Consider the following 19,541-nt stretch of genomic DNA (forward strand, 5'->3'; position numbering starts at 1 on the left):
GGGGGTAAATTCAGGTTGGTTTGGGGCGTTGGTCGATCACCCGCTGCGCCTTGCCGGTCAGGCTGCGCTCGATCTGCTGCGCCTCCAGCACCGTGACGCGGCTGCTGACGCCGATGTGGGTCTTGATCTGGTGCTGCAACTGCTGCCCGATCGCCTGCTTCTCGGCGGCCGTGAGCTTGCCGGAACATTCGGCTTGCAGCTCGCAGCGCACCTCGATCTGGTCCAAGTGCCCGTCGCGGCTGAGGTGGATCTGGTAGATGCCGGCCAGGCGCCGATCGCGCAGAATCTGCTCCTCGATCTGGGTCGGAAAGACGTTGACGCCGCGTACGATCAGCATGTCGTCGCTGCGGCCGCTGATCTTGCCCAGGCGGCGAAAAGCGCGCGAGGTGGGCGCCAGCAACCGGGTCAGGTCGCGGGTGCGGTAGCGGATCACCGGCATGGCCTGCTTGCTCAGCGAGGTAAAGACCAGCTCGCCACTGGCCCCGTCGGGCAGCACGGCGCCGGTTTCGGGGTCGATGATCTCGGGGTAGAAGTGGTCTTCCCACACCACCGGGCCGTCTTTGGATTCCACGCATTCGCTGGCCACGCCCGGGCCCATGACTTCGGACAGGCCGTAGATGTCGACCGCATCGAGCCCGAGTTTGCGCTCGATTTCGGCGCGCATGCCCTCACCCCAGGGCTCGGCCCCAAAGATGCCGATCTGCAAGGAAATGTCCTCGGGCCCCAGGCCCTGGCGCTCGAATTCCTCGGCAATCACCAGCGCGTAGGAGGGGGTGACCATGATCAGGTCGGGTTTGAAGTCGCGGATCAGTTGCACCTGCTTTTCGGTTTGCCCGCCCGACATCGGCACCACCGTGCAGCCCAGCCGCTCGGCCCCGTAGTGCGCCCCCAGCCCGCCGGTAAACAGACCGTAGCCGTAGGCCACGTGCACGATGTCGCCCGCGCGCCCGCCCGCGGCGCGGATCGAGCGCGCCGCCAGGTTGGCCCAGGTGTCGATGTCTTGTGCGGTGTAGCCCACCACGGTTGGCTTGCCGGTGGTGCCCGATGAGGCGTGCAGGCGCAGCACCTGCTCGCGCGGCACGGCAAACATGCCAAAGGGGTAGTTGGCGCGCAGGTCGTCTTTGGTGCTGAAAGGAAAACGCGCCAGGTCGTGCAGCGTGCGCAGATCGTCTGGGTGCACCCCGGCGGCGTCGAAGCTGCGCCGGTAGTGCGGCACGTGGTCGTAGGCGTGGCGCAGGCTCCAGCGCAGGCGCTGCAGTTGCAAGGCGGCGATTTCGTCGCGGCTGGCGCGCTCGATCGGCTCCAGGTCGCCGGGGCGGGGGTGTTTGACGGGCATGGGTCTTGGCTCTGGGGCTAAAGGTCTGGCTTCAGGCAGATTGGGGCAGCTCGATCACGGCACCCTGCACCCGGTGGCTCTTGCCCCGGAACAAGGCCACGGTGCCACCGCCGCGCAGGCGCACCGTCACGTCATAGACGCCGCTGCGCCCGCTCAGGGCGCGCTCCTGCGCTTGGGCTTCGAGCTCGTCGCCCAGGCGCGCCGGGGCTAGGAAGTCGATCTGGCAGGCCGAGGCCACGGTGTTGGCGTTGCTGCTGTTGCAGGCGTAGGCGAAGGCGGTATCGGCCAAGGTGAAGATCAGGCCGCCGTGGCAGATGCGGTGCCCGTTGACCATGTCGGGGCGCACCACCATGCCCAGGCTGGCGCAGCCCGGCCCAACGGCGTGCAGGCGCATGCCCAGCGCCTGCGCAGCGTGGTCGCGCGCCCACATGGACGCGGCGCAGTCTTGCGCCAGTTGCTGCGCCGGGTCGGGTGCGCTGGGGTGCGCTGAATCGCAAATCGGATCGCTCATGGGGTCGTCGCTCATGGGTCGCTGATGGGTCGCTGATGGGGCCTTGCCACGGTCGGCACTGGGGTGCTAGGTGTGGGGCACAATTCCGATACAAAATTGCACCGAAATCCTTGGCTAAAGTATCAAGCCTAAACCCGGTGCTTGGCAAGACGGGGTTTTCCCTTGGTTGGGTGCCCGCTCCCGCCTGCTCGGGCCGACTGTTGCCGGGCGCGACTGGGCGTGCTGGGCGCTGCTCAGAGAGGCGCGCGCGCGGCCGCAAAGCGCTGCTGCAACCGCGCGCTGGCTGTGGGCAGGGTGCCGTCGGCCAGTTGCAAGTGGGTGTCCAGATGGCGCTCGGAGGCGGGCAGCAAGTGCAGGTACAGGGCCTGGCAGAGGCTGCGCGCTTGCTGGCCTGGCCAGTCGGGCGGCAGCAGCGCGGCGGGCAGTTGCGGGTCGCGCAGCAGCAGGCGCCGGTAGTCGTGCAGCAGCAGCAGGCGCAGTTGCAGCGCGGTGGCGTCGGTGCCGCCACCCGACTGCGCCCACTGGCACTCGGCCAGTATGGGCTGGTAGCGCTGCACGAAATCCAGGTAACCCGCCGCCAGCGCCGCCAGCGGCCAAGCGCGCTGCACCAGCGCGGCGTCGTCGGCGCTGCCTTGCATTCGAGCGTGCGTGGCCTGCAAAGGCAGCAGGGCGGGCAGCCACGGGCCTAGGCCGTCGCTGCGCAACGCCAGCCGCACCTGCTCCCAGTCGGCACCGGGGTGTACGAAGCTGCCCCGGCCCAGTTCGCCAAAGCCTTGCCAATACAGGGCGCGGCGCACGGCCTCGCGCGGGCCACTGCCCATTTCACCCACTACCTGCACCCAGCGCCAGTGGCCGTCCCAGTCCGGCGCCGCCGGGGCGTAGATCTGCTCGGCCGCCTCCTCAAAGCGCTGGCGCCCGGTTTGGGTGAGGAAATAGTCGCTGCGCCGCCCACTGGCTTCGGTCGCCAGCCATTCGTCCTTGACCAAGCGGTACACCGCCGTGCGCACCAGCCGCTCGCTCAGGCCCAGCGGCTGCAGCAGCGCGATCAGGCTGCCGAGCCAAATGCGGCCGCCGCGCGGCAGCAAGAGGTCGCCAAAACAGGTGATGATGAGCGAGCCTGCGCGCATGCGCCCGAGTTGGCGAAAAGCCTCCAGGCGCTGCCCGCAAGCCGAGGTGGCACTGGGAGTCAACATGGGGCCCAATGGTAGCGCCGCCGCGCGCCCGGCCTGGCCGCGGCACCCAGTGCCCGCCAGCCGCCGCCCTCAGGCCGGCTGCGGCTGCAAAAACACGCGCGCCTTCTTGGGCGAGAGCAGCACCCGGTCGCCTTCTTTGAGGCCGAGCTCGCGCAGCCGCTCGGCCGGTATCTGGGCCTCGATCAGCGGGTCGTGCCCGTCGGGGGCTTCGGCGTCCAGCGGCAGCAGCTCCAGCCGCGCAATCGGCCCCACCACGATCAGGCGCTGCAACTCGGCCGCAATCCCCACCGCGCCGGGGCGCCAGCGCTCCACCTCCAGGTCGTGCGGGCGCACGTAGGCAAAGGCTTGCGCGTCCCGCGCCAGCGCGTGCTCGGGCGTGTCGATCGCCACCCCTTCGAGGTGCAACTGGCCCTCGTGGGCGCGGCCGTGAAACAGGTTCACGTCGCCCAAAAAACCATAGACGAAGGGGCTGGCCGGGTGCTCCCACACCTGCTGCGGCGTGCCCACCTGCTCTATGCGGCCCTGGTTCATCAGCACCACGCGGTCGGCCACTTCCAGCGCCTCCTCCTGGTCGTGGGTGACGAAGATGCTGGTCACCTGCAGCTCGTCGTGCAGGCGGCGCAGCCAGCGCCGCAGCTCCTTGCGCACCTTGGCATCGAGCGCGCCAAAGGGCTCGTCGAGCAGCAGCACGCGCGGCTGCACCGCCAGCGCGCGCGCAAGCGCAATGCGTTGGCGCTGCCCACCCGAGAGCTGCGAAGGGTAGCGATCCGCCAGCCAGTCGAGCTGCACCAGCCCCAGCAGCTCGTGTACGCGCTCCTTGATCTGGGCCTCGCTCGGGCGCTCGCGCCGGGGTTTCACGCGCATCCCAAAGGCCACGTTCTCGAACACCGTCATGTGCCGAAACAGCGCGTAGTGCTGGAACACGAAGCCCACGTTGCGCTCGCGCACGTGCACGTCGGTGGTGTCTTGGCCGCTGAACAGAATGTGCCCATGCTCGGGCGTTTCCAGCCCGGCGATGATGCGCAGCAGCGTGGTTTTGCCGCAGCCCGAGGGGCCCAGCAGCGCCAGCAGCTCGCCCGATTCGATGTCGAGGTCGATGTTTTTCAGCGCGTGAAAGTTGCCGAAATGCTTGGAGACTTGGCGGATTTCGATGCTCATGGGGTAACTCGCTTACAAGGTTTCAGACCGGACGGCCGGCCCAAGAGGGGCTGCTGGAACCGGCGGCAGCGCCGGGGCGCTCGGGCGCCATGGCGTCGAGGGCCTTCATTTCGCGCTCCATGCGCCACTCCGAGACCGACTTGATCACCAGCGTCACCAGCGCCAGCAGCGCCAGCAGCGAGGCCACGGCAAAGGCCGCCACCGACTGGAATTCGTTGTACAGCACCTCCACGTGCAGCGGCATGGTGTTGGTCTGGCCGCGAATATGGCCCGAGACCACCGACACCGCGCCGAACTCGCCCATGGCGCGCGCGTTGCACAGAATCACGCCGTAGATCAGGCCCCACTTGATGTTGGGCATGGTCACGCGCCAGAAAGTCTGCCAGCCGCTGGCCCCGAGCACCAGCGCCGCTTGCTCCTCATCGGTGCCCTGCGCCTGCATGAGCGGAATCAGCTCGCGCGCAATGAAGGGGAAGGTGATGAACAGCGTGGCCAGCACGATGCCCGGCACGGCAAAGATGATCTGGATGCCGCGCTCGTCCAGCCACGGCCCGAACCAGCCCTGGGCGCCAAACACCAGCACATAGATCAAACCCGCCACCACCGGCGAGACCGAGAACGGCAGGTCGATCAAAGTGGTCAGGAAAGACTTGCCCCAGAACTCGAACTTGGCCACCGCCCACGCCGCCGCCACCCCAAACACCAGGCTCAGCGGCACCGTGATGGCGGCCACCAGCAGCGTGAGCCGAATGGCCGACATGGCGTAGGGGTCGCGCAGGGCCTCGAAGTAGGCGCCCCAGCCCAGCCGCAGCGCCTCGGTGAACACCGCCAGCAGCGGCAACACCAGGAACAGGAACATAAAGCCCAGCGCCAGCCCGATCAGCAAGCGCCGCACCCAGGGCGCCTCGCCCTGGCGCACGCCGACGCGCCCGGAGCGCCCGACGGCGGCGCTCACAGGCCACCTCCGGCGCGGCTGCGCTGCCAGCCTTGCAAGGCGTTGATCGCCAGCAGCATGACGAAGGAAAACAGCAGCATCACCGAAGCCAGCGCCACCGCGCCCTGGTAGTCAAAGGCTTCCAGGCGGCCAATGATCACCAACGGCACGATCTCCGACACCATGGGGATGTTGCCGGCGATAAAAATCACCGAGCCAAACTCCCCGACCCCGCGCGCAAAGGCCATGGCAAAACCCGTCATGAGCGCCGGGATGATGGTCGGCAGGATCACGCGCCAAAAAATCTGCAAGCGCGTGGCACCCAGGCACTGCGCCGCTTCTTCGAGCTCGCGCTCGGCGTCTTGCAGCACCGGTTGCACCGTGCGCACCACAAAGGGCAGGCCGACGAAGATGAGCGCGATCACCACCCCGGTCGGGTTGAAGGCGAGCTGGATGCCCAGCGGCTCAAAGAACTGCCCGATCCAGCCGTTGCCAGCCAAAATCGCGGCCAGCGCAATGCCCGCCACCGCCGTCGGCAGGGCAAAGGGCAGGTCCACCAGCGCATCGACGATCTTTTTGCCGGGGAAGGTGTAGCGCACCAGCACCCAGGCCAGCAGCAGCCCAAACACCAGGTTGAACAGCGCCGCCAGCAGCGCCGCCCCGAACGAGAGCCGGTACGCCGCCAGCGCACGCGGCGTGGTCGCGGCCTCCCAGAACTCGGCCCAACTCATCTCGAAGGTTTTGAGTATCAGCGCCGCCAGCGGAATCAGCACGATCAGGCTGAGGTAGAAAACCGTGTAGCCCAGCGCCAGGTGAAAACCGGGCAACACGCGCTTGACCGCGCGCTGCTTCGGTCTGGCCTGCGGCGCGCTGGGTTTGCGCCCACCGGGCGCTGCCGTGCCCTCGAGCACCAGTGTGGATGCGGTAGCCATTTAGCGTCGCGCCTCAAAAATTTGGTCGAAGGTGCCGCCGTCGTTGAAATGCACCCGCTGTGCCTCGGCCCAAGAGCCGAAATACTGCTCCACGGTAAAGAGCCGGATCGGGCGCAGGGTCTGGGCGTGGCGGCGCAGCACCTCGGGGTTGCGCGGGCGGAAGTGGTGCCGCGCTGCGATTTCCTGCCCCTGCTCGCTGTAGAGGAAGTTCAGGTAGGCCGTGGCCAGTTCGCGCGAGCCGCGCTGGTTCACGGTGCGCTCCACCAGCGCCACCGGGTTTTCTGTGAGCAAGCTCACGCTCGGGTGCACCACATCCACATGCCCGACGCCAAACTCGCGCTCAACCGAAATCACTTCAGACTCGAAGGTCACCAGCACGTCGCCGATGTTGCGCTGCAAAAAGACCCCGGTCGCGTCGCGCCCGCCGCGCGCCAGCACCGGCACGTTGCGGTAGAGCTGGCGCACGAAGGCGGCGGCATCGGCGTCGGAGCCGCCTTTGCTGCGCACGTAGCCCCATGCGGCCAAGTAAGCCATGCGGCCGTTGCCGCCGGTTTTGGGGTTGACCACCACCACCTGCACCCCAGGGCGGACCAGGTCGCTCCAGTCGCGGATGTTCTTCGGGTTGCCTTGGCGCACCAAAAACAGCATGGTCGAAGTGGTCGGCACCGCTTGGTGCGGGAAGCGCTGGCGCCAGTCGGCCGCCACCACGCCGCGGCTGGCCAAAAATTCGATATCGGTGACGGTGTTCATGCTCACCACATCGGCGTGCAGCCCGTCGGCCACGGAACGCGCCTGCGCACTGGAGCCGGCGTGCGACATGTCGATGCGCAGCTCCGGTGCGCCGCGCTGCTGCTGCTGCGCCACGAAGGCGGCGTTGATCTCGCGGTAGAACTCGCGCGAGACATCGAACGAGACGTTGAGCAAAGTGCCCTGGGCCAGCGCCCACGGGCTAAACAGCAGGGTCAAAAGGGCAAATACGGCCAACAGGCCACGCAGACTGGGTTTCATGAGAGGGGCTCCAAGGGCTTGAGGCAGACGGTGCGAAGCGCGAGTGTGCCCGGCCTTCTTCATATGTCAAACTACTTTGTTTTTGTTTCTACATGACTTAAAGTTGTTAACGGACTTGGCACGCTGCGCTTCTGCTGTGCCCCACAGCCGTAGCCTGCCGCAGTTTGGGCTGGCTATACTGGAGTCGGTGCCGCACGCACCCAAGCGGCCGTCCACTCACCACCCCCATGCCCTATCGCCAGACCACCCGCGCACAAACGCCGCTATCCAGCGTCGGCTTGCCCGCTTAGCCGCATGAACCGCCCAACCATCGTTGCAACCCTGCGCGAGCGCCTGCCCGATCTGCTGGCCATCTATGCCTTTGGCAGCCGCATCCAAGGCACCGCCGGACCGCAGAGCGATCTGGACTTGGCGGTGCTGGTTGCGGGCTACGCCGACCCCTTGGCTTTGTTCGATCTGGCGGGCGATTTGGCCGATGTGGCGGGCTGCCCGGTCGATCTGCTGGACCTGCGCGCCGCCTCGACTGTGTTGCAACACCAGATTCTTGTCACCGGCCAGCGCTGGTGGGCGCTGGATGCCCAAGCCGCCCTGTTCGAGGCCGCCATGCTGAGCGAAAAAACCGCACTCGACGAGGCCCGCGCCGGGCTGCTGGCCGACATCCTGCAAAGGGGAACCGTTTATGCACGATGAGGTGTTGCTCAACAAGGCCGCCACCATCGAGCGCTGCGTGGCGCGGGCGCGCCAAGAGTACGCGGCCAACCCGAGCGGGTTTGGCACCGACACCACGCGCCAAGATGCCGCCATTTTGAACATCCAGCGCGCCTGCGAGGCCGCCCTAGACATGGGACAGCACCTGATCCGGCGCGAGCAACTGGGCCTGCCGCAAAGCGCTCGCGACGTGTTCACCCTGCTGGCACAGGGCGGCTGGATCACAGCCGAACTGGCTGATGGCCTCAAGCGCATGGTGGGGTTTCGCAACATTGCGGTGCACGACTACCAAGCCCTGCAACTGCCGATCACGGTGCGCATCATCGAACAACATCTCGATGAATTCCTGCACTACAGCCAGGCTCTGCTGCAGCGCGACGCCGCCCCGCCCGCACGCTAAACCGGCCTTCCGGCACTGCAGCCATTCCACATCAGCCGCTCAGCGCCGCAGCGTAAAAATCTGATCGAACAGCGCCCCTTCGGCAAAGTGCACGCGAGTGGCGTTGGTCCAGCCGCCAAAAGCCTCGTCGATGGTGAACAGGGTCAGCGCGGGGAACTGGTGTGCGTACTTGGCCAGCGCGGCGGCCGAGCGCGGGCGGTAGAAGTGTTTGCCGACCAAGTCTTGCCCGGCTTCGCTGTAGAGGTGTTCCAAGTAGGCTTGGGCTGCGGCGCGGCTGCCTTTGCGCTCCACGTTGCGGTCCACCACCGTGACCGGGGGCTCGGCCAAGATGCTGATGCTGGGGTAAACGAAATCGACCCGCTGCCCAAATTCTTTTTCCAGCAAGTGGGCCTCGTTCTCCCACGCCAGCAGCACGTCGCCCTGGTTGCGCTGGGCAAAGCTGGTGGCCGCACCGCGTGCGCCCACATCCAGCACCGGCACGTTGCGGTATAGGCGCGTCACGAAATCCCGCGCCCCGGCCACGCTGCCGCTTTGGCGGCGCGCAAATTCCCACGCCGCCAGGTAGTTCCAGCGCGCCCCGCCCGAGCTTTTGGGGTTGGGCGTGACCACGCGCACATCCGGGCGCACGAGGTCGCCCCAGTCGCGGATGTTTTTCGGGTTGCCGCTGCGCACCACGAAGATGATGGTCGAGGTGTAGGGGGTGCTGTTGTGCGGCAGGCGGCGCTGCCAGTCGCGCGGCACCCAGTTGCCGTTGTGGTGCAAGGCATCGATGTCGGCCGCCAGCGCCAGCGTGGCCACGTCGGCGGCCAGCCCGTCGATGATGGCGCGCGCTTGCCGCCCCGAGCCGCCGTGCGCCTGCTGAAAAGTCAGCACTTGGCCGGTGCGCTCGCGCCAATGCTGGCCGAAGAGCGGGTTGTAGTCGGCGTAGAGTTCGCGCGTGGGGTCGTAAGAGACGTTGAGCAGCGTGAGCGGCGCGCTTGGGGTGGAGGCGCTGGCCAGGCTGAAAGCGGCGGGGCCTAGGGCGCTGGCACCCAGCAGGTGCAGCAAGCGGCGGCGGTTGGGCATGGTTTCCTCGTCTGAAAGGCTGGTGTGGGCGCGATCATGCGAGAAAATCCTACAAACTCAAAAGAATTAAATATAGTTACTTTATGCTTTTTATATATAAACGTAAACCCTGCACGCCCGAGCAGCCCCTGCACTCCAAGTCACAGCGGGCGCATGGCCGCCGCTCACTCCAGCCGCAGCCCGCCCGCCGCCCGGCCCTTGCCCGCACGCGCCGGTGGCTTGCACAGGCCGCACACAAAGTAGCGGGAGTTCTCGTAGGGGTCGGTCACGAAATGCCCACCGCAGCAGGTGCAGCGGGTGCGCACCAGCATGTTGGCGGCCATGAACTTGCTCAGGCGCCAGGCGCGGGTGACGCTCAGCAGCGGCTCGATGCCGCAGAGCTGCATCTGCTCGGCGTAGAGTTTGTAGGCCTTCATCACCACCTCGATCGAATCGAGCGATACCGTTTTGTCCAGGTATTCGGCGATGTTGGCGTAGAGCGAGGCGTGGATATTGGGCTGCCAGCTCAAAAACCAGTCGGTGGAAAACGGCAACTGCCCCTTGCTGGGCGACTTGCCCGCCACCTCTTTGTACAGGCGCAGCAGTTTTTCGTAAGACAAATCGGTCTCGCTCTCGAGCACCTGCAAGCGCGCCCCGAGGTGGATCAGCGCCACGGCGCGTTCGATGTCTTTGCTCTCAGTGACCAGGCTTTTGGTGGCGGTGCTCAAGGCGGACTCCAGTGGGTGGTGGGTGGTGGGTGCAGGGCGTTCGGTGTTGCCGCTCAAACTCAGGCGCTGGCCAGCCGGCCCGCCATGAGGATGCTGGCGTGCAGCTGCTGCGTGGTGTCGTTGCCGCTGCGCTGCGGGCTGTGGCGGCTGGTGAGCAGGGCCCAGACCATGTTTTCGTCGGCGCGCATGCGGCACAGCAGGGTGTTGCTGCTGGCCAGCTTGAGCACCTGCGCCGGTGAGAGCGCGGCGATCAGCTCGGCCGATTCCTCGCTCACCCCGAGGCGAAAGACCGCCTCCGCCATGTCGTGGCGAATCAACTGCTGCGCCAGCATCAAATAGGTGAGGTTGATTTCTCGAATTTGCTCCAGCATGGGATCGAGGGCGGGTGCAGGGGCGATGGCGGTGGCGTTCAATTTCACTCTCCAGTTGAGGCCTCGAGACGCCTGCTGCAATCACGGCAGGAAAACGTCGAAGCGTTGAAATGGATTGTGAAAGCCAGCCTGTTCTTCTTGAATCGGAAATTGGCTGTTGCGCGTGTCGGGGTTTGCGCCGGGCGCTGTAGGGCAAGTTCTTACACGGCAGAGCAGCAACCCCAAGCCGCGCTAGGCCTGCGGCGGCTCGGGCTCGGGCTCTGTGCGCTGCAGCCGGGTGCTGCGCCAGTACACATCGTCGCCCCCGGCGGCGCGGTTGAGCACGCGCGCCAGCACGAACAGCAAATCGCTCAGGCGGTTGAGGTACTGGCGCGGGGCCTCGTGCAGGGCTTCTTCGTTGCCCAGCGCCACCAGTTGGCGCTCGGCGCGGCGCGCCACGGTGCGGCACACGTGCGCCTGCGCGGCAGCGCGGCAGCCGGCGGGCAGGATGAACTCTTGCAGCGGCGGCAACTGGGCGTTGTAGTGCGCCAGCGCCTGGTCCAGCTCCAGCACCGCCGCGCCTTGCAGCAGCTCGTAGCCGGGGATGCTGAGCTCGCCGCCCAGGTTGAACAACTGGTGCTGGATGGCATCGAGCAGCGCGCGCACATCTTGCGGCAGCGGCTCGCACAGCAGCAGCCCGAGCTGGGAGTTGAGCTCATCGACCTCGCCCATGGCGTGGATGCGCAAGCTGCTCTTGCTCACGCGCTGGTTGTTGCCCAGCCCGGTGGTGCCGGCGTCGCCGGTGCGGGTGGCGATCTGGCTCAGGCGGTTGCCCATGGTCTTGATTGTGGTTATGCGATTTGACAGCGGCAAGATGATAATAAAATCAGGAAATCCGATTTTTTATCTTTTTTGGCTGCGGGCGCGGGATTTACCCAAGCCATTCTGTCACAAGAAGCAGCCACCAGGGGGAGTCCCATGCGCAACAACCAGCCCATTACCCAAACCGAAATCGTCCTGCGCGACGATGCCTCCATCGTTTCCACAACCGATTTGCAAGGCCACATCACCTACTGCAACGCGTATTTCGTCGAAATCAGCGGCTATGCGCCCCATGAGCTGCTGGGCGCCCCACACAACATCCTGCGCCACCCCGACATGCCCCCAGCGGCTTATGCCGACATGTGGGCCACCCTCAAGAGCGGCCTTCCGTGGACCGGGCTGGTAAAAAACCGCACCAAAACGGGCGACTACTACTGGGTCCAAGCCAATGTCACCCCGGTGTACGAGCGCGGCCAGCCTACGGGTTATATGTCGGTGCGAACCAAGCCCGGGCGCGCCTTGGTGCAGCAAGCCGAGCAGACCTACCAAGAGCTGCGTGCGGGCAACCCACGCCGGCTGCGCATCCAGCGCGGGCGCGTGCTCACACCCACCCAGCAGCTGTTGCAGCGCTTTGACCTGCAGGCGCAGCTCAAAACCGCATACCTGTTGGCCCTGAGCTGCATGCTGCTGTTGGGCCTGCAAGCGCTGGACCTGCTCGGCGGCGCTGGGCTGGGTGTGGCGCTGGCTGGCGCAGGGTGTGCCAGCTTGGTTTGGGCCATGTGGCTGATGAGCCAGCGCGTCTTGGCCCCACTGCGGCAGATCACGGGCCAGGCTCGGATTTTGGCCGGCGGGGATTTGACTCAAACCATGCCATCAGCGGGCGAAGACCCCGTGGGGCAGTTGCAAAACGCGTTGCGCCAAACCAACATCAACCTGCGCAGCATCATCGGCGATGTGCGCCAAAACTTCGAGGCCATCCGCCTCGAGACGAGCCAACTGGCTGCGGGCAATAAGGACCTTTCCAACCGCACCGAAGCCCAAGCCGCCAGCCTGGAGCAAACCGCCGCCAGCATGGAGCAACTCAACGCCACCGTGGCACAAAGCGCCGGCAACGCCGAACAGGCCAACGCCTTGGCCAGTCAAGCCACGCAGGCCGCCCAAGAGAGCGGCCAGGTGGTGGCCAGCGCGGTGCAAACCATGCAAGGCGTCAACCGGTCGTCGCGCAAGATTGGCGACATCATCGGGGTGATCGACGGCATTGCCTTCCAGACCAATATTTTGGCGCTCAACGCCGCCGTCGAAGCGGCCCGCGCCGGCGAGTCGGGGCGCGGCTTTGCGGTCGTGGCCAGCGAAGTGCGGGCCTTGGCGCAGCGCAGCGCGGCCGCCGCCAAAGAGATCAAAACCCTGATTACCGAGTCACTGGACCAAGCCAATACCGGTTTGACGCTCACCACTCGCGCAGGCGCGTAGATGGAACACGTGATTGGCTCCATCGCCAAGGTGGCCGGCGTCATGACCGAAATCTCGGCCGCCGCGCGCGAACAAGGCACTGGCATTGCGCAGGTGAACCAAGCCGTGGGGCACCTAGACACCGTGACCCAGCAAAACGCGGCGCTGGCAGAGCAAGCGGCAGCGGCCACCAGCAACCTGTCTGACCAAACGGCTCAAGTCAGCAATGCCATGGGCATTTTCAAGCTGCCCCATCACGCCAGTGGCCCCTCGCAGCCGCGCTAGATGTCAGACACGGTCTGCGTCTGCCGTGCATACCCTTGGTTACAGCCTTGGTCACAAAGGCTGATTGCACCATGGTATCCTTTGCTGCAAAAGATTTTCAGACAGGGTGTTTATAGAATTTCACCCATGAACACGATCTCCGAGCAGCCAGCGACCGCCAGCCCCGCTGCGCTGAACACATCCCCTCTGCCCCCGGCCTTCTTGGCCGCATTGCAGCAGCGCTTTGGGCCGGGCCAGTGCAGCACCGCGCTGGCGCAGCGCGAACAGCACGGGCGCGACGAATCGGCCTACGTCGGTGTGCCGCCGCCCGATGCCGTGGTCTATGCCGAATCCACCGCCGATGTGGCCGACGCGGTGCGCCTGTGCGCGCAGCACCGGGTGCCGCTGATCCCCTTTGGCGCCGGTTCCTCGCTCGAAGGGCAGTTGCTGGCGGTGCAGGGCGGCATCAGCCTGGATTTGATGCGCATGAACCGCGTGCTGGCGCTGCACCCCGAGGACCTGAGCGCCACCGTGCAGCCGGGCGTGACGCGCATGCAGCTCAACGCGGCGCTGCGCGAGCAGGGCTTGTTTTTCCCGATCGACCCCGGCGCCGACGCCAGCTTGGGCGGCATGGCCGCCACCCGCGCCAGCGGCACCAATGCGGTGCGCTACGGCACCCTGCGCGACAACGTGCTGGCGCTCGAAGTGGTCAACGCCCACGGCGAGGTGCTGCGCACCGGCAGCCGCGCACGCAAGTCCAGCGCCGGCTACGACCTCACGCGCCTGTTTGTGGGCAGCGAAGGCACGCTGGGCGTGATCACCGAGCTCACGCTGCGCCTGTACCCGCTGCCGCAGGCGGTGGTGGCGGCGATTTGCGGCTTTCCCAGCATCGAGGCGGCGGTGCGCAGCACCATCGCCACCATCCAATACGGGGTGCCGATCGCGCGCTGCGAGCTGCTCGACGCCGCCACAGTGCGCGCCGTCAACGCGCACGCCAAGCTCGGGTTGCGCGAGCAGCCGCTGCTGCTGATGGAGTTCCACGGCTCACCCGCTGCGGTGCGCGAGCAGACCGAGCAGGTGCAGGAAATTTGCCACGAGCACGGCGGCGCTGACTTTGAGTGGGCCGACACGCCCGAGCAGCGCAGCCGGCTCTGGGCGGCGCGGCACCAGGCTTACTTTGCCGCGCTGCAAACCCGGCCCGGCTGCCGCGCCATCACCACCGACGCCTGCGTGCCGATCAGCCGCCTGGCCGATTGCCTGCTGGCTTCGGTGGCCGACGCCGAAGCCTCGGGCTTGCCCTATTTTCTGGTGGGCCACGTGGGCGACGGCAACTTCCACTTTGGCTACCTGATCGACCCGCACAGCGCCGCCGAGCGCGCCGTGGCCGAAGGGCTGAACCAGCGCCTGGTCTCGCGCGCGCTGGCGCTCGACGGCACCTGCAGCGGCGAGCACGGCGTGGGCTTGCACAAGATCGACTTTTTGCGCCAAGAAGCCGGCCCGGTGGCCCTCGACGCCATGCGCAGCCTGAAACAGGCACTCGACCCGCACGGCATTTTCAATCCGGGCAAGATTTTTTTGTGAGCCTGCAACAGTCCACCACCAGCAACGGCGAAGGCCCCGCCCCGCGCAACGGCGGCACGCGGCCCGCCTTGGGGCTGTCGTGGCTGGTGGCGGGGCTGATCGGCGTGGCCATCGCCACCGCCACCGCGCTGGCGGGCGGGTACTCGTGGCAACAAGCCCATGCGCGCGCCGAGGCGCACCTGCAGGCCACCGCCTTCAGCATGGCGCAGCGGCTGGCCGACTGGCATCGGGAACGACTGGCCGCCGCTGAACTGTTGCAATACCGCAACGACTTGGAGCAGCTTTGGGCGCAACACCAAATCCAACCGGGCATCGAGCGCATGCAACTGATGAGCAAGCTGCTGCACGACTACGCCCACGCGCCCTCGATCGCCTCCATCGAGCTGTTCGACTCCAGCCTGCAAAGCCTGTGGCATTCCGCCTCACACGCCTCGCCCAGCCACCCGACCTTGAGCGCTGGCCTGCAAGCCGTGCGCACGCAGGGGCGGGCCCTGGTGGTAGGCCCGTGGCGCGATGCGCAGGGCCAGGTGCAACTGGCTTATGTGGGGCTGCTGGACCCGGCCGGCCACGCCCCGGCGCTGGTGGCGCTGCACGCACAACGACCCCCTTATTTTCACGCCGCCCTCACGCAGTGGCCGCTGGCGCACACCAGTGGCAGCGCACGGCTGTTTTCGATCCGCGCACAGCAGGTGCACTACTGGTCCTATCTGCCCGCCGCATCCGACACCGCGCACGCGCCCGACCCGGCGCACACCTTCGCCCAGCGCCTGCTGCGCGGCGAGATCGGCACCGGCACGCTGGTGCACGGCCCGGACGACCTGGGCAACCGGGCGCTGGCGGTGCTGCTGCCGGTGGAGGGAACCGACTGGGTGGTGCAGGTGGAGGCCGACCACGCCGAACTGATGAGCGGGGCGCAGCGCAGCTTGCTCAGCCTAGGCCTGATCGGCACGCTGGCGCTGCTGCTGGCGCTGGGTGGCACGCGCATGTTGCTGCAACGGCGCCAGCTCGCCAGCGCCAAAGAGGCGCTGGCGGCGCTGGAGCGCACGCAAGCGCGCTTGAGCGAGAGCGAGGCGCGCTACCGGCTGCTGGCAGAAAACGCCAACGACGTGGTCTGGCTGTACGATATCGCCGACGAACGCCAGCTCTACGTCAGTCCGTCGGTTGAGCGGCTTTTGGGCTACGACCCCCAAGAGCGCACCCACTTGCCACTAGCCGCCATGTTCGAACCCGCTGTGGTTGCGAACATTCGAGCGGTTTTGCGCAGCCACCTTGAGCGCTTGGCGGCAGGAGACGCCAGCGCCCAAAACATCTGGATTGAACTCAGCCATCGACACAAAGACGGTCAAGCCGTGCCGGTCGAAATCTCAGCCCGCATCGTGTTCGACGCACTGGGTCGTCCGGCCCAGGTGCAGGGTGTTTCGCGCGACATCCGTGAGCGCCGCCGCGCCGAGCGGCAAATTCGCCTGCTCTCGCAAGCCACGGCACAAAGCCCAGTGGCGGTCATCATCACCGACGAGCAAGGGGCGATCGAGTACGTGAACCCGGCCTTCGAGCGCATCAGCGGCTACAGCGCCACCGAGGTGCAGGGTCAAAACCCGCGCTTGCTGCAATCGAGCCGCACCCCGAGCGAAACCTACCGCCAGATGTGGCAGGCGCTGCTGGCGGGCCACATCTGGCAGGGTGAACTCATCAACACCCGCAAAGACGGCAGCCACTGCCACATGGCCGCCACCATCGCGCCCCTGCGCGACGACCACGGGGGGCAGGTGCTGCAATACATCGCCGTGCAAATGGACGTGACGGCGCAGCGCAACGCCGAGGCACAGATCGAGCTGCTGGCCTGGTTCGACCCGCTCACGGGCTTGCCCAACCGGCAGCGGCTGCTGGCCGACATTGGCCGAGCCTTGCGCCACCGCAACGGCAACGGCAACAGCAACGGCAACGGGGAGTATGCCGGGCTGCTGATCCTCAACCTTGACCGCTTCAAGGCCCTCAACGACGCCCTGGGCCGCACCGAAGGCGACGCGGTGCTGCTGGCGGTGTCCGAGCGCTTGCGCCAGCAGGTGCAGGAGCCCGACGCGGCCGCCGCCAAAGAACTGCTGGCGCACCTCAACGGGGACGAATTCGCGCTGCTGATGGTCGATCTCGGGCACGACGCCAGCTTGGCGGCGGCGGCCCTGATGCGCCGCGCCAGCGACTTGCACCGCCTGTTCGAACAAACCGTGGCGGTGGGCCCCGATGCGCTGAGCTTGAGCCTGAGCCTGAGCATCGGCGTCACGCTGCTCGACGGCATTGCCGACGAGCGCGCCGCCGAGGCCCTGCGCCGGGCCGATACGGCGCTGCACCAAGCCAAAGACGCCGGCGGCAACCAGAGCGTGTTTTTTGACGCCCGCATGGGCCAGTGGGTGGCCGAGCGCTTTTCTCTGGAGCAAGACCTGCGGCGCGGCATCGAGGCTGGCGAATTGCGCCTGTATTTGCAGCCGCAAGTCGATGCACACGGGCGCATGGTCAGCGCCGAGGCGCTGGTGCGCTGGCAACACCCGCAGCGCGGCCTCATGGGGCCGGTGCAGTTCATCGGACTGGCCGAAGAATCGGGGCTGATCGAGCCCTTGGGCCAATGGGTGCTGGAGCAGGCCTGCGCCTGGCTAGGACGGCTGCGCACGCTGGGGCGCCCGCTGCCGATTTCGGTCAACATCAGCCCGCACCAGTTCCACCAAGCCGACTTCAGCCAGCGCTTGCAGCAGGTGTTGCAGCGCCACGAGGCCTCCGGCGACGACCTGATGCTGGAGTTCACCGAAGGCGTGGTGCTGCGCCAAGTGGAGCAGGTGATCGAGCGCATGGGCTTTCTGTCTGGCTTGGGGGTGCGCTTTTCCATCGACGATTTTGGCACCGGCTACTCCTCGCTCTCCTACCTCAAAACATTGCCCATCCACGAACTAAAAATCGACCGCAGTTTTGTCCAAGACGCCCCACACAACCCGGGCGATGCGGCGCTGGTGGCGGCCATGTTGTCGGTGGCCAGCCTGATGCAGCTGCGGGTGGTGGCCGAAGGGGTGGAGACCGAGGAACAGGCTGCGGTTTTCCGGCGCCACCCCGGGGCGCTGATGCAGGGCTATCTGTTTGGCCGCCCGGAGCCGGCCGAGGCGCTGCTGGCACGCTGGCTGTCGGCTGGCGAGGCAGACCACGGGGCCTGATAGCGCCAGAGCGTGCCGCCCTGGGGGCATGGCCCGGATTGCGGCCACGCTCGGGCCGTGATCGCGCCGCGTTCAGGCCGCGCGCAGGCGCTCGATCAGGCCATTGAGCTCGTCGAGTGAGGCAAAGCCAATCGCCAACTCCCCCTGCTCGGGGTGGTTGCTGCTGCGCCCCTTGCGCGGGCTGCGGCTTTTGAGGCGCAGCTCGACCCGCGCGGTGAAGTGGTCCGAGAGCTCTTGCTCCAACCGCAACAGGTCGCGCGGCTTCTCTGGGGCTGGCGCTGGCGGCGTGAGGCGGAATTCGGCCGAGAGCTTTTTGACCAGCCGCTCGGCCTCGCGCACCGAAAGCGCCTTGGCGCTGATTTGGTGCGCGGCCGTGATCTGCGTCGCCCCTTGCAGCCCCAGCAGAGCGCGGGCGTGCCCCATGTCGATGTCGCCCGCCAGCAGCAGCGCCTGCACCGGCTCGGCCAGGTTGAGCAGTCGCAGCAGGTTGCTGGTGGCGCTGCGCGAGCGCCCCACCGCCTGCGCCGCCTGCTCGTGCGTGAGGCCAAATTCGTGCAGCAGCCGCTGCAGGCCCTGCGCCTCTTCGAGCGGATTGAGGTCTTCGCGCTGGATGTTTTCGATCAGCGCCATGGCGGCGGCGGCCTCATCGGGCACATCGCGCACCAGCACCGGCACCGTGTCCAGCCCGGCCAGTGCCGCCGCCCGAAAGCGCCGCTCGCCGGCGATGATTTCGTACACCGGGCGCGCGCCGCGCACGGCCTCGGCCTGCCCCTGCTGCGCCTGCCACACAGCCAAGCGGCGCTCGCCATCGCCTTGCGCCAGCCGGCGCACCAGGATCGGCTGCATGATGCCCTGCGCCTTGATGCTTTCTGCCAGCTCGTACAGCGCGCCTTCGTCCATGCGCGTGCGCGGCTGGTAGGTGCCGGGCACGAGGTCGCTCAGAGCAAGCTGGTGCGGCAGCTCGCGCTGCGCCGGGTCCAGGCTGTCGCCCTCGTCGAGCCGCGGCCCCAGCAGCGCTTCGAGCCCGCGGCCCAATCCTTTGGTTTTTTTGTTCAGCATGGCTTTGAGTGGAATGCGATCAGGCGCTGGGGGCTGGGCTTGGGGGCTGGATCGGCTCATAGCTTGTCGATGCGCGCCACCATTTCGCGCGCAAATTCGACAAAGGCTTTGCTGCCGCGTGCGCCGGGGTCGAACACCACACCGGGCTGGCCATAGCTGGGGGCTTCGGCCAGGCGCACGTTGCGCGGGATCACGCTGTCGAACACCTTGTCGCCAAAATGCGTTTTCAACTGCTCGCTCACCTGCTGCTGCAAGGTGATGCGTGGGTCGAACATCACGCGCAGCAGCCCGATCAGCTTGAGCTCGCGGTTCAGGTTGGCGTGCACCTGCTTGATGGTGTTGACCAAATCCGACAAGCCTTCGAGCGCAAAGTACTCGCACTGCATCGGCACCACCACGCCGTGCGCCGCGCACAGGCCGTTGAGGGTGAGCAGGCTCAGGGCGGGCGGGCAGTCGATGAGCACAAAATCGTAATCGGCATCGACGGGGGCCAGCGCCAGCTTGAGGCGCAGCTCGCGCTGCGGCAGCTCGACCAGCTCGATTTCGGCCCCGGCCAGCTCGCGGTTGGCCCCCAACACTTGGTAGCCGCAACCGGGTCCGGCCGGTACCACGGCCTGCGCCAGCGCGGTGCTGCCGAGCAGCACGTCATAGACCGTATGCTGCAGCGCGCGCTTGTCCACCCCCGAGCCCATGGTGGCGTTGCCTTGCGGGTCGAGGTCGATCAGCAGCACGCGCTGCCCGACCAGCGCCAAGCCCGCAGCCAAGTTGACGGCGGTGGTGGTCTTGCCTACACCACCTTTTTGGTTGGCGACACAGAAGGTTTTGGCCATGTAACGTGGGGTGAAGCGTGCGGGTGAGTCGCTGCGATCC

19 protein-coding genes are annotated in these 19,541 nt (G+C 66.9%); 6 read left to right on the forward strand and 13 right to left on the reverse strand.

Going from position 1 to position 19,541, the window contains the following annotated elements; translation table 11 throughout:
* Positions 1-10: 10 nt before the first annotated feature.
* The 7 genes from paaK to SRAA_RS10900 all read right to left on the reverse strand — a co-directional run bounded on the left by paaK (position 11) and on the right by SRAA_RS10900 (position 7,072).
* Positions 11-1,336, reverse strand: a complete 1,326-nt coding sequence (gene paaK / locus SRAA_RS10870; RefSeq protein ID WP_045532698.1) for a phenylacetate--CoA ligase PaaK — start codon at positions 1,334-1,336, stop codon at positions 11-13.
* Between the two features lie 31 nt (positions 1,337-1,367).
* Complete coding sequence (gene paaI, locus SRAA_RS10875; RefSeq protein ID WP_082040037.1) at positions 1,368-1,862, reverse strand: hydroxyphenylacetyl-CoA thioesterase PaaI; 495 nt, start codon at positions 1,860-1,862, stop codon at positions 1,368-1,370.
* Between the two features lie 218 nt (positions 1,863-2,080).
* Positions 2,081-3,040 carry a phenylacetic acid degradation operon negative regulatory protein PaaX gene (paaX, locus tag SRAA_RS10880; protein WP_197538509.1) on the reverse strand — a complete coding sequence of 320 codons (960 nt, stop codon included), beginning with the start codon at positions 3,038-3,040 and terminating at the stop codon, positions 2,081-2,083.
* 69 nt (positions 3,041-3,109) lie between these two features.
* Positions 3,110-4,198 carry a sulfate/molybdate ABC transporter ATP-binding protein gene (locus SRAA_RS10885; protein ID WP_045532699.1) on the reverse strand — a complete coding sequence of 363 codons (1,089 nt, stop codon included), beginning with the start codon at positions 4,196-4,198 and terminating at the stop codon, positions 3,110-3,112.
* A 22-nt stretch (positions 4,199-4,220) separates the two neighbouring features.
* Complete coding sequence (gene cysW / locus SRAA_RS10890) at positions 4,221-5,153, reverse strand: sulfate ABC transporter permease subunit CysW (RefSeq protein WP_045532701.1); 933 nt, start codon at positions 5,151-5,153, stop codon at positions 4,221-4,223.
* On the reverse strand, positions 5,150-6,064 hold the full coding sequence (gene cysT, locus SRAA_RS10895) for a sulfate ABC transporter permease subunit CysT (RefSeq protein ID WP_045532703.1): 915 nt from the start codon (positions 6,062-6,064) through the stop codon (positions 5,150-5,152). Before cysT ends, cysW begins: the two co-directional genes overlap by 4 nt.
* Positions 6,065-7,072, reverse strand: coding sequence for a sulfate ABC transporter substrate-binding protein (locus tag SRAA_RS10900; protein ID WP_045532705.1), 1,008 nt, complete (start codon positions 7,070-7,072; stop codon positions 6,065-6,067).
* Positions 7,073-7,366: 294 nt separating this feature from the next.
* Between SRAA_RS10900 and mntA the strand changes: the two genes are divergently transcribed.
* Entirely contained in the window at positions 7,367-7,762 is a 396-nt protein-coding gene (gene mntA / locus SRAA_RS10905) for a type VII toxin-antitoxin system MntA family adenylyltransferase antitoxin (protein WP_045532707.1), read from the forward strand.
* The gene (gene hepT, locus SRAA_RS10910; protein WP_045532708.1) at positions 7,752-8,180 is read left to right on the forward strand and encodes a type VII toxin-antitoxin system HepT family RNase toxin; all 429 of its coding nucleotides are present in this window, start codon (positions 7,752-7,754) and stop codon (positions 8,178-8,180) included. The genes mntA and hepT overlap by 11 nt, the downstream gene beginning before the upstream one ends.
* Before the next feature lie 39 nt (positions 8,181-8,219).
* Here hepT and SRAA_RS10915 read toward each other — a convergent pair whose 3' ends face one another.
* The 4 genes from SRAA_RS10915 to SRAA_RS10930 all read right to left on the reverse strand — a co-directional run bounded on the left by SRAA_RS10915 (position 8,220) and on the right by SRAA_RS10930 (position 11,139).
* Entirely contained in the window at positions 8,220-9,245 is a 1,026-nt protein-coding gene (locus SRAA_RS10915; protein ID WP_045532710.1) for a sulfate ABC transporter substrate-binding protein, read from the reverse strand.
* A gap of 164 nt (positions 9,246-9,409) precedes the next feature.
* Positions 9,410-9,952, reverse strand: coding sequence for a flagellar transcriptional regulator FlhC (flhC, locus tag SRAA_RS10920; protein WP_082040110.1), 543 nt, complete (start codon positions 9,950-9,952; stop codon positions 9,410-9,412).
* Between the two features lie 59 nt (positions 9,953-10,011).
* On the reverse strand, positions 10,012-10,323 hold the full coding sequence (gene flhD / locus SRAA_RS10925) for a flagellar transcriptional regulator FlhD (RefSeq protein WP_045533797.1): 312 nt from the start codon (positions 10,321-10,323) through the stop codon (positions 10,012-10,014).
* Between the two features lie 231 nt (positions 10,324-10,554).
* A complete protein-coding gene (locus SRAA_RS10930) occupies positions 10,555-11,139 on the reverse strand; it encodes a cob(I)yrinic acid a,c-diamide adenosyltransferase (protein ID WP_045532712.1) in 585 nt (194 codons plus the stop codon).
* Positions 11,140-11,280: 141 nt separating this feature from the next.
* Here SRAA_RS10930 and SRAA_RS10935 point away from each other — a divergent pair, with 141 nt between their 5' ends.
* From SRAA_RS10935 to SRAA_RS12100, 4 genes are all read left to right on the forward strand, one after another.
* Positions 11,281-12,594, forward strand: coding sequence for a methyl-accepting chemotaxis protein (locus tag SRAA_RS10935; protein ID WP_144318755.1), 1,314 nt, complete (start codon positions 11,281-11,283; stop codon positions 12,592-12,594).
* On the forward strand, positions 12,595-12,858 hold the full coding sequence (locus SRAA_RS12750) for a hypothetical protein (protein ID WP_144318756.1): 264 nt from the start codon (positions 12,595-12,597) through the stop codon (positions 12,856-12,858). It abuts the gene before it with no gap.
* Positions 12,859-12,984: 126 nt separating this feature from the next.
* A complete protein-coding gene (locus SRAA_RS10940; RefSeq protein WP_045532713.1) occupies positions 12,985-14,418 on the forward strand; it encodes an FAD-binding oxidoreductase in 1,434 nt (477 codons plus the stop codon).
* Positions 14,415-17,612, forward strand: coding sequence for a bifunctional diguanylate cyclase/phosphodiesterase (locus tag SRAA_RS12100; RefSeq protein ID WP_052467565.1), 3,198 nt, complete (start codon positions 14,415-14,417; stop codon positions 17,610-17,612). The genes SRAA_RS10940 and SRAA_RS12100 overlap by 4 nt, the downstream gene beginning before the upstream one ends.
* A gap of 72 nt (positions 17,613-17,684) precedes the next feature.
* Here the strand turns inward: SRAA_RS12100 and SRAA_RS10950 are convergent, their stop codons facing one another.
* Both SRAA_RS10950 and SRAA_RS10955 read right to left on the reverse strand, forming a co-directional pair.
* Positions 17,685-18,671 (reverse strand): ParB/RepB/Spo0J family partition protein, encoded by a 987-nt coding sequence (locus SRAA_RS10950; protein ID WP_045533801.1) that lies wholly within the window; start codon positions 18,669-18,671, stop codon positions 17,685-17,687.
* Positions 18,672-18,727: 56 nt separating this feature from the next.
* Positions 18,728-19,501 carry a ParA family protein gene (locus SRAA_RS10955; protein ID WP_045532715.1) on the reverse strand — a complete coding sequence of 258 codons (774 nt, stop codon included), beginning with the start codon at positions 19,499-19,501 and terminating at the stop codon, positions 18,728-18,730.
* Between the last annotated feature and the right edge of the window lie 40 nt (positions 19,502-19,541).

The sequence above is a fragment of the Serpentinimonas raichei genome (assembly GCF_000828895.1).
In the GTDB taxonomy this organism is placed as follows: domain Bacteria; phylum Pseudomonadota; class Gammaproteobacteria; order Burkholderiales; family Burkholderiaceae_C; genus Serpentinimonas; species Serpentinimonas raichei.